The sequence below is a fragment of the Lactobacillus sp. UMNPBX19 genome (genome assembly GCF_002553805.1).
Taxonomy (GTDB): domain Bacteria; phylum Bacillota; class Bacilli; order Lactobacillales; family Lactobacillaceae; genus Lactobacillus.
The window spans coordinates 42,533-51,538 of sequence record NZ_PCYR01000013.1; the positions used below are offsets into that span (position 1 = coordinate 42,533).

At 33.1% G+C, this 9,006-nt stretch carries 9 protein-coding genes; 5 read left to right on the top strand and 4 right to left on the bottom strand.

What is annotated here, in order from left to right; translation table 11 throughout:
• Positions 1-16: 16 nt before the first annotated feature.
• On the bottom strand, positions 17-820 hold the full coding sequence (locus CP370_RS05340) for a Cof-type HAD-IIB family hydrolase (RefSeq protein WP_087712674.1): 804 nt from the start codon (positions 818-820) through the stop codon (positions 17-19).
• 147 nt (positions 821-967) lie between these two features.
• Here CP370_RS05340 and CP370_RS05345 point away from each other — a divergent pair, with 147 nt between their 5' ends.
• Positions 968-1,651, top strand: a complete 684-nt coding sequence (locus tag CP370_RS05345) for a TVP38/TMEM64 family protein (RefSeq protein ID WP_087712675.1) — start codon at positions 968-970, stop codon at positions 1,649-1,651.
• 73 nt (positions 1,652-1,724) lie between these two features.
• Entirely contained in the window at positions 1,725-2,735 is a 1,011-nt protein-coding gene (locus CP370_RS05350; protein ID WP_087712676.1) for a zinc ribbon domain-containing protein, read from the top strand.
• Positions 2,736-2,783: 48 nt separating this feature from the next.
• Here the strand turns inward: CP370_RS05350 and CP370_RS05355 are convergent, their stop codons facing one another.
• The 3 genes from CP370_RS05355 to CP370_RS05365 all read right to left on the bottom strand — a co-directional run bounded on the left by CP370_RS05355 (position 2,784) and on the right by CP370_RS05365 (position 5,895).
• Positions 2,784-4,157, bottom strand: a complete 1,374-nt coding sequence (locus tag CP370_RS05355; RefSeq protein WP_087712677.1) for an NAD-dependent succinate-semialdehyde dehydrogenase — start codon at positions 4,155-4,157, stop codon at positions 2,784-2,786.
• Positions 4,158-4,259: 102 nt separating this feature from the next.
• Positions 4,260-5,102: a helix-turn-helix domain-containing protein gene (locus tag CP370_RS05360; protein ID WP_012846614.1), complete on the bottom strand. Its 843-nt coding sequence runs from the start codon at positions 5,100-5,102 to the stop codon at positions 4,260-4,262.
• Positions 5,089-5,895 (bottom strand): alpha/beta hydrolase, encoded by an 807-nt coding sequence (locus CP370_RS05365; protein WP_087712678.1) that lies wholly within the window; start codon positions 5,893-5,895, stop codon positions 5,089-5,091. Before CP370_RS05365 ends, CP370_RS05360 begins: the two co-directional genes overlap by 14 nt.
• A gap of 165 nt (positions 5,896-6,060) precedes the next feature.
• On the opposite strand from CP370_RS05365, the gene CP370_RS05370 reads away from it, so the two are divergent.
• The 3 genes from CP370_RS05370 to serS all read left to right on the top strand — a co-directional run bounded on the left by CP370_RS05370 (position 6,061) and on the right by serS (position 8,742).
• Entirely contained in the window at positions 6,061-6,660 is a 600-nt protein-coding gene (locus tag CP370_RS05370; RefSeq protein ID WP_004896640.1) for a TVP38/TMEM64 family protein, read from the top strand.
• Positions 6,660-7,214 carry a GNAT family N-acetyltransferase gene (locus CP370_RS05375; protein WP_004897917.1) on the top strand — a complete coding sequence of 185 codons (555 nt, stop codon included), beginning with the start codon at positions 6,660-6,662 and terminating at the stop codon, positions 7,212-7,214. Before CP370_RS05370 ends, CP370_RS05375 begins: the two co-directional genes overlap by 1 nt.
• A gap of 217 nt (positions 7,215-7,431) precedes the next feature.
• Positions 7,432-8,742, top strand: coding sequence for a serine--tRNA ligase (gene serS / locus CP370_RS05380; RefSeq protein WP_087712679.1), 1,311 nt, complete (start codon positions 7,432-7,434; stop codon positions 8,740-8,742).
• The last annotated feature ends 264 nt before the right edge of the window (positions 8,743-9,006 follow it).

Genomic DNA, 9,006 nt, shown 5'->3' on the forward strand with positions numbered 1-9,006 from the left:
AAAACTTCAATCTTTTTTAGTTAGAAATTTTATTTAATACTGCAGCAATTCCATCGTGATTATTATCAAGAGTTATTGGAATAGATAAGCTCTCTTTCAAGTCTTTTGGAGCATTTCCCATTAAAATGGGATGGCCAACTGAATTAAACATTGATTCATCATTGTAATTATCACCAAAGGCCCAAGCGTTGCTTTTGTCCATTGCAAAGCTATCAAGAACAATTTTAACTGCATTTCCTTTATTAACACCCTTAAGAACGATTTCTAAAAGATGAGGTGCTGATTTAACAAAAACTAGGCTAGGAAACTTAGATTCAAGGCTAGGAATAATTTTATCTATAAGAGTGGGTTTGCCTATAATTAGCATCTTATGAACTCCCTTTAATTCTTTTATTTGCTCTGTAGAAGCTGGCAAGGATTTAACTCCTATTGTTTCTTCCTCTTTGGCAATTAATGGGTTTTTATTAAGAGAAGAAAACCAGTTATAGCCACTATAGACATTCCAGGCAAGATCATTAGTATTAAGTGCTTCAATTTCTTTAATTAACTTAAGAGCAAGTGAAGCTTCGAAGAATTGTGAATTAATTGGACGCCCCATTTCATCTAAAACTAATGCTCCATTATAGGCAATTATTGGACAGAAATTGGTGATTTTATCTACTACATTCATAATTCCTTTAGGAAAACGGGCAGAAACTGGAATAAATAAATTACCAGCTATAATTTGTTTACGTATTGCCTCAATAGTAGTAGAAGAGACGACACCTTGAGAAGTAATAAGAGTTCCATCTATATCACTAAAGATAAGTTTTGCGGACATTTTTTCCTCCTTTTGAGATAGCTTTATTTTTACTATTATAATACGATAAAGTATAAGAACGAATGGATAATAATAGTTTTGATAATTGGTCTGAAACGTGAAAAAATATTATTATGGCATATGAATTTAGAATAAACGAGTGAAATAATGACAAAAAAATTGAGAAAAATATTATTTATAATCTGTGGGATTTTAGCAGCAGGAATTTTATTATACTTGCTTTATCGTGACTATCGCCCTGAAATTGATTTGTTAATGCACCCAGGGAAGGATATGAAAACAAAACTACTCTATTTGCTTCGACAACATGAAGTACGGGATGGCTTATTTTTACTAGGATTAATAACCATCTTAAATGCGATTCCGGGAATGTCGAATTCTGTTTTTTGTATTTTAGCCGGTCTTTGTTATGGTCCGTGGATTGGATTAGCCATTAATTGGTGCGGAAATGTTCTTGGAAACTGTATCGTAGAAAGTCTAATAAAGAGAGTTAGTTTTTCGCATAAGTTTAAGAAAAATAGATTTCTTAATTGGTTAATGAATCAGAAACATCCCACTTTTGGAATGACTTTAGGTTTCATGGTACCAGTTATACCAAGCGTATTAGTTGATTATACGGCTGCACGACTAGAAACGCCGCCTAATAAGTTTTTGTCAATGGTGATTGTGGGAATGTTTCCTACTTCATTTATCTATGCTTTTGGAGGGGATGCGATCTTCAATGGTGATATCAAAAAATTAGCTGGTGCGTTAATTGGGATCGCCATTTTATTTATTATGGCTTGGTGGTTAGTTAACCGCGCGTCAAGAAAAAAGCAGAAAGCAGCATAACGATGCTTTCTGTTTTTTTAGTTTAAGGGCTAGAATGCTATAATAAGCTAAAAAAGTTTATGAGGGAATAAAAATGAAGTGTCCAAATTGTGGAGAAGATGTAAAGCCAACTGACAAGCAGTGTCCTAATTGTCACTTTGACCTGGAAAAGTTTAGAAATGAATTCTTTACTGGTCAGGGTACTACACGTAATGAAAAAAATGATGATCATCAGAAACAAGAAACACGTTCTGTTAAGAAAGTTGAACCAAAGAAACAAAATTCTACCATTGCGACTATGATTAATTGGATTCAAGTGAATTCAATGATTGTTTTTGTAGTTGGAATTATTCTTTTGATTTTAACAAGTTTTTCCCCATCTTTAGGATGGTCTTGTTTCTTTGCTTTATTAATTTGGTTATTTATAGTTTCTGATAAGAATAAAGGAAAGAAAATGGAGCAGTATACGGTTGATCAACGACTGACGGAACATGTTAATAAGGTTGGTTCCGATGTGGTCAATTCTTTTGAAGAAGGGGAGAATAAAGTAAGGGCTCACCGTCAAAAGATTGATGATAAATTAGGTCGGGATCCAGAAGCTATAAAAAAGGTTGTTAAACAAAAACGAACTGCAACTCAATTAGGAGTAATCTTAATTGCAGTTTTAAACTTACTTTTGGTTTTCAGTGGTCCATTTTCATCTGGAATGATGCAAGGCTACCAAGCACTATCTATTTCTAAGGCGCTCCTTTCAATTGGTAGATTTAATGGAAAATATATTTTTATTGGTTATGGGATGTGGCTACTTTTAGTTGGTGTACCAATTGCAATCATTATCTTGACTATTAAAAATAGTAAGAATAATAAGAAATTAGTTTTCTTCCTTTCATTAATTGAATCAATTGTTTTAATAGTTTGTGCTGTAGAATTGATCTTTATGAATGCTGGATCTCCTCTAGGTATTACCAATAATACAGTAGCCAATAGCATTGAAATTCAACGTATTGTTGCGAATGCAATTTCTTTTGGAGTTTCGACATATTTATTATTTGTATCAAGTATTCTTTTAACAGTAGTTGCTTTTCGCAGTATGAGACAAAATTAAAAAGGCCTAGATCAATATTGATCTAAGCCTTTTTTGTACACTTAAAGATTATTTTGAAACGTCAATAACTAAATGTTCGTTTACAAATGACATCAAGCCCAATTCACTAAGTTCACGACCATAGCCAGATTTTTTAACACCACCGAATGGTAATTCAGGAGCGGTAATCCAGCGCCCATTAATAACAGTCATGCCGGTTTCAATTTCACTTGCAACTTCTTGGGCATGAGTTCTATTTTCAGAAATAACACTAGATCCTAAACCAAAGCTTGAAGCATTTGCTAGAGCAATTGCTTCTTCTTCGTTTTTGACCTTGAATACTTCAGCAACTGGGCCAAACAACTCTTCATCAAATAATGGATTCTTCTTATCAATATTGGTTAAAATCATTGGCCGGAAGAAGGCACCAGAACTTTTAATTTCAGGATATTGATAAGCAACTTCTGCACCATGTTCAATTCCTTTTTTAACTTGCTCAGCTAACTTATCAGCAGCTCTTTGAGAATTCATTGGTGCAAGACTAGTATCTTTATCTAAAGGATCACCAGGTTTAAGTCCAGCAAAAGTATGGTGCAAGATATACATTACTTCGTCATAACGAGATTCAACAACAATAATTCGTTTAGAAGAGGTACAGACTTGACCACAATTATAAGTTCTGGCATCACTTAGTACATTCTTTAATACAGTAGAGTCAGCATCTGCCAAAACAATAAATGGATCATTTCCACCTAGCTCCATTGTCGACTTTTTAATATTTTTACCAGCAGCTTCTGCGACACTACTACCACCACGTTCTGAGCCAGTTACTGCAACGCCTTGAACACGTTTATCGGCAATAACATCGCCAATCTGGTCATAGGATAGGAATAAGTTTTGCAGACTTCCTTTTGGAGCACCAGCTTCTTCAATAATTTCTTCTATTAATTGGGCTGAGCCAGGAACATTATGAGCATGCTTCAAGATGATAGGATTTCCAACCATAAAATTAGGAGCAAAGACTCTAATTACTTGATAAAGTGGGAAGTTCCATGGTTCACAGGCCATGATAATACCTGTAGATTGTTTTAGATAATAGGCATTTCCTAAATCTGTTTCTAAAGGAGTAGGCTCTAACATTTCAGGAGCTTTATCAGCATAATAGTTACAAATATTTATACATAGATCTACTTCTTCAAGCGATTCACGATATAATTTTCCCATTTCTAAAGTCATGGTTTTTGCCATTTCTTTGCGATGTTTTTGAAAGTTATTTGCTATCTTGTGAAGTAACTCGCTTCTAGTAGCTGGCAGCTGACTATGCCAAGTTAGATATAATTTTTCTCCGGTTTCAAGTGCTTGCTCAATTTCTTCTTGAGTTGCAGTTGGATAACTTTTAATTAATTGGTTTGTATATGGATTAATTGATTCGTATTTAGACATAAAATTTCCTCTTTTCAATACAATATATTATAAAGCGCTTTCTTATAGATGTATATAAAAATCACTTCTCTTTAGTAAGAAATTAAAAAGAAGTGATTACATTTAAGCTAGCTTATCAATTTTTTCCAGTAAAACATGATTATTATTCAGACGAGCAAAGGCAGCCGAGTCATTTAAATATTGAGCAGTCTTTTGCGGCGATCCATTTTCAGCAATATTATTTTGTGCCAATTGATAAAGAATGCGAGCAGCAAAATAAATTACATGTCGTTTTTTACATAGATCATATCCCATATTTAATAACTTATCCGATTGCTCATAATCGTCATTACGACCATAAAATTCTCCACCATTACAAAGAATAGAAAGAAATTGTAGTAAAGAGTCTTCATCTTCGAGCGGAACATTGGATATTGAAGACAAAATGATGTCATAATAATGTCGTGCTTTATAAACATCATCTTGTAAGTCATAGACTTGACTGCAGCCTTTAAGGGCAAGAAGATAATAGATTTTATTTCGTTTTGATAGGTTTGTATCTAGAATTGAATTAAAGTAGTAAAGTGCGTCAGTTTTAGCATGATCTAAATTTAAAGCTAGTAGACCGCGCAGATAATAATAGTGAAGAATATCTTCTTGGCGGACTAATTCATCCTTATTAACACTGCTTAAAATTTGAGCAACTTTTGGAAAATCAAGCTGAATAACAGCAAAATCCGCCTCAAATAATTTATGGGATGTTTTTTTATTAGAGTCAACGTCCATGATATCAGCTACATTAATATTCATTCGGTCGCACAGACTATTTAAAATTTTTAGAGAAGGAATACGGCCATTATTTTCAAATTTACTTAACGTAGATTGAGTACAAATTCCATTGCATAGTTCAGTTTGAGACAAACCTAATTTTTTACGAATGAAAACAAATTTGTTAATGTTGATCATTCTTCTTCTCCTTGATTGTCTGATACAAAAAATCTAAAGATTCATCAATATAATCCATGGCGTAATCCATTGCATGCCGATGACCTTTAATGACTAATAATTCAACCTCATGATCATTGTTAGCTAAAAAGTCGATAAATTTTAAAACACCATTTAGTGGAACTAATTCATGAGAAGAATTAATCATTTTTAGCCGGCCCAAATGGCTAAGATCATAATTTTCGACATCCATTTTTTTTAAAATAGCTTGATCATTTTTCCCAGCATAGGTTTTTACAAAAAATTTATAGAATGATTCAAAAATATCATATAAATTTGTTAGTTTTAACTCATTGGCACCGTATCTTGATGGAATAACATCTTGATGATTTTTCATCCAGTTCGAGAAGTCTACCGATGCTGACCACGTAACCGTAGGAAAACCGTAAATTCCAGCAATATACAAAGCTAGTGTGCCGCCGACACTTGCACCAATTTGTACAATATTTTGTTGATCGTCATCATCGGTATAATCAGAATCTAAAAGCCATTCAACAAATTTCTTACTATCTTGATGAGCAGCTGGATAAGTAAAAGCGGGTGCTAAACGATAATCAGGAATTAAGGTCATAAAGCCAGCATTTGCTAACTTTATTCCTAGGTCCTTAACGTCATTTTTAGACCCAGCAAACCAGCCTCCTCCATGCCAAAAGATTAATAGTTTTGTTTGTGAAGTAGTATCATTTGGAAAATAGATATCAGTCTTTAAATTGTTATTTTCATCGTAAATTATATCTTTTTTTATAACAACCATAGTTATGCCTCTTAGTTATTTTATAACACACTAATATTATAGAATAAATTTTAATGATAAGTCATATCTTATTTTCACTATAATTAAGTTTAATTCATAGGTTAGTGCGTCTATTTTACCTTGTTTTTGTTATCATTAATTTAACATACCAAGGAGGGCAGAAAAATGTCTACTAAAACGAGTCGTAAATTAATTAATATTTTGACCATTGTTACTACAATTATTCTAATTTTGCTAAGTATTTATTGGTATAGGTTAGGAATTTTTACAAGCCAAGAAAAAATGAAGGCCTATCTAGCAGACAAGCAAATTATCGGTCCTTTAATTTTTACATTAATTCAGATAATACAAGTTGTAATTCCGATTATCCCTGGTGGAGTTTCGCTGCTTGGAGGAGTAATATTTTTTGGTCCAATATGGGGGTTTATTTATAATTATGTCGGGATATGTTTAGGATCTATTATTTTGTTCTTCTTGGCCAGACATTATGGTAGACCCTTTATCCTACATTTAGTTTCTGAAAAGACGTATGAAAAATACATGAAGTGGACAGCCAATCAGAAAAAATTTAATTGGTTTTTTGGTCTGTGTATTATTGCGCCAATGGCGCCAGATGACATTTTATGTATGATTGCTGGATTAACTGAAATGAAGTTCTCAACATATTTATGGATAATTTTATTAGGAAAACCTTGGACCATTGCAGCCTATAGTTTAGGGTTAGTTTATGGTGCAAAATGGTTAGTAAAGTTAGTAGGCAAGTAATGCTAGAAACTGAGAGAATTATTTTAAGAAAAATTGAACCTAAAGATGCTCCTACGCTTCTTAAGTGGGGACAAGATAATATTTATCACAAAAGTGCAGGTTACCAATATTTACAAGATTTAGATGCGGCCAAAAAAAGTGCCCTTCAATATCAAGCACGTCCCTATAGCTACGGTATAGTACTAAAAGAAAATAATCGCTTAATTGGTTTAGTTGAACTATATGAACGTGGATTAGATGAATACAATGGTCTTTTATTAACAAAAGATTTAGGTTTTTTGTTAGATAAAGAATATTGGCACAGAGGTTTAATGACCGAGGCATTACAATTAATTATTGATTTTGCTTTTAAAGAATTAGAGCAAAATCAAATTTGGGCGGGTACATTTGTATCTAATACAAATTCACAAAAATTGTTAAAAAAATTAGGGTTTAGATATGTCTATACCACTGATTATTCAATGGTTTCTTCACTTTTTAATTATCAAGAAAAATATTATTTGTTAACACCACAGGATTGGCATGATATAATGCAAATAAACATGAAATCCTAAGACTAGTTTCAGAGAGCTCATGGTTGGTGTAAATGAGTAAAAAAAGTCGTTTCCAGATTTCGAATGTGGGTAGGTAATTCTACACGGTTAGCACCGTTATCGCTTTTTGAGTGTGGTATTTTTTAACCAAATGTGGGTGGTACCGCGAATCGTGTAAGTCGATTCGTCCCAGTGTAGGGATGAGTCGGCTTTTTTGTTTTATTTTTAAGGAGGAAATATGTTAGACATTAAAGTAATTCGAGAGAATTTAGACTGGTCAAAGAAAAAATTAGCTACACGAGGAATTAAACCAGAGGAATTAGACAAATTAGTAGCTATTGATAAAGAAAGACGTGAAGCTTTAACTAAGAGTGAACAATTAAAGCAAAAGCGTAATGAAGTATCTGATCAAATTGCTCAAGCTAAACGCAATAAAGAAGATGCAAGTGATGCCATTAAAGCAATGCGTGAAGTAGGTAAAGAAATTAAAGATTTAGATAAAGAAGTAGAAGATTTAACTCAAAAGCAAAACTATATCTTACTTCGTTTACCTAACTTCCCAGCAGACTCAGATCCTATCGGACCTGATGAAAGTTACAATGAAGAAGTTCGTAAGTGGCATGAGCCTACTAAACTTGATTTTGAACCAAAACCTCACTGGGAAATTGGAACAGATTTGAATATTTTAGACTGGGATACTGCTGCTAAAGTTTCAGGTGCTCGCTTTGTTTATTACAAAGGCGCAGGAGCATTACTTGAACGTGCAGTTTCAAACTTTTTCTTAGATGAAAATACTAAAGATGGATATACGGAAGTAATTCCACCATACTTAGTTAACGATGCTTCTATGCAAGGAACTGGTCAATTCCCTAAGTTTACTGAAGATGTTTATACAATTGTAGATAATGATGATCCTGATAAACCACGTGATTTAACTTTAATTCCAACTGCTGAAGTACCATTAGTTAATTACTTCCGTGGCAAGATTTTAGATGGAGAGCAATTACCAATTAATGTAACTGCATTCTCTCCAGCATTTAGAAGTGAAGCAGGATCAGCTGGACGTGACACTCGTGGATTAATCAGAATGCACGAATTTAGAAAAGTTGAAATGGTAAAAATTGTTGACGAAGAAAGTTCATGGGATGAATTGGAAAAATTAACCCATAATGCTGAACATTTACTTCAAAAACTTGGTTTACCATATCATGTTGTTGCTCTTTCAACTGGGGATGCAAGTTTTACTAGTGCAAAAACTTATGATCTAGAAGTTTGGATGCCAGCACAAGATAAGTATCGTGAAATTTCAAGTTGTTCAAACTGTACTGACTTCCAAGCACGTCGTAGTTTAATTCGTTACAGAGACGAAAATGGTAAACTTCATTTAGCACATACTTTAAATGGCTCTGGTCTAGCTGTAGGTAGAACAGTAGCTGCTATTTTGGAAAATTACCAAAATGAAGATGGAACTGTAAATATTCCAGAAGCTTTACAACCATATATGCATGGAATGAAAGTCATTACTAAAGAGCCAAAATTTGGTGAATAAAATTTAATAAAGTAAGAATGGTATTCAATTGCTAAAATAGCAAAAGAATACCATTTTTTAATATCTAAAATACTAGAGAAAAGGCTTGAAATTAGCACTCTAAAAAATATTGCTAATTTTTTGCAAAAAAGGGTTGACGAAAAGTGAAAAAGCCTGTAAAGTAATACATGCTGTTTGAGGCAAGCGAAAAGAGCGAATAAAAAAGTTCAAAAAAAGCTTGCCAAAGCGAGCAAAAGATGATAATATTATAAAGCTGTCATTTGA